At 42.5% G+C, this 778-nt stretch carries 1 protein-coding gene; it reads right to left on the bottom strand.

The window, feature by feature from the left end:
- Positions 1 to 55: 55 nt before the first annotated feature.
- On the bottom strand, positions 56 to 778 hold a 723-nt coding region (locus AB8P06_RS20620; protein ID WP_369844526.1), incomplete at its 5' end, for a phage baseplate assembly protein V.

The following is a 778-nucleotide window of genomic DNA, read 5'->3' on the forward strand; positions in this document are numbered from 1 at the left end:
TTTCCGCCCGTAGTTTCTATGATATCTCCACCTACATAAGTTTCCTTACCCATGTCTAGTAATTTTTAGATTTCTCTCCGGAATTGTTTTGTACTTCTTTATCAGAATGCTGTTCGATAGTTCCGGTACTTTGTGATGTTATTTTCCCGTTACTGACTCTAATCCTGTCTTTTTCTGTGTGAGACTCCTTATTTCCCTGAATCGTTTCTACCATTTTCCCAATAACATTGGTGATGAAGTTGGTTCCTACATTCAGCATATTAAGCATTCCCACACTTGTATTTTTATTCATTCCTGCTGTTTCGGAAATATTCATTCCTGCTGTCGTACTGATGTTTTCAGCAATATTAATATTCATATTTTTCGCAGTAATGTTTATCGTTTCCGGTGCTGTGATATTGATATTGCTTCCTGTAGTATCCAGATGGATCTCATTTCCGGATTTATCGGTGATAATGATGCTTTCATCTTCTGTAAACACCACTCTGTGCCCACTTCTGGTCTGAATGGATTTTACCCGGTTATCTGCTCCGCCTCCCAAGCCTACTCCGCCATGGAACATTCCGCCCATGACAAAAGGTCTGTCAGGATGGCTGTGCACAAAGTTCACCATCACCTGGTCTCCTACTTCGGGAATGGCCACATAACCTCTGTTCTGGGTAATCTGATCAGTACCTCCTGCATCAGGACTCATCATACGGATGAAATGGGTCGTGTCATTGGTCTGCCAGTCGAATCGTACCTGAACTCTTCCCTGACCTTCGGGATCGGCATTGGA

Origin of the sequence: Chryseobacterium tongliaonense, assembly GCF_041224435.1 — a bacterium.
GTDB lineage: Bacteria > Bacteroidota > Bacteroidia > Flavobacteriales > Weeksellaceae > Chryseobacterium > Chryseobacterium tongliaoense.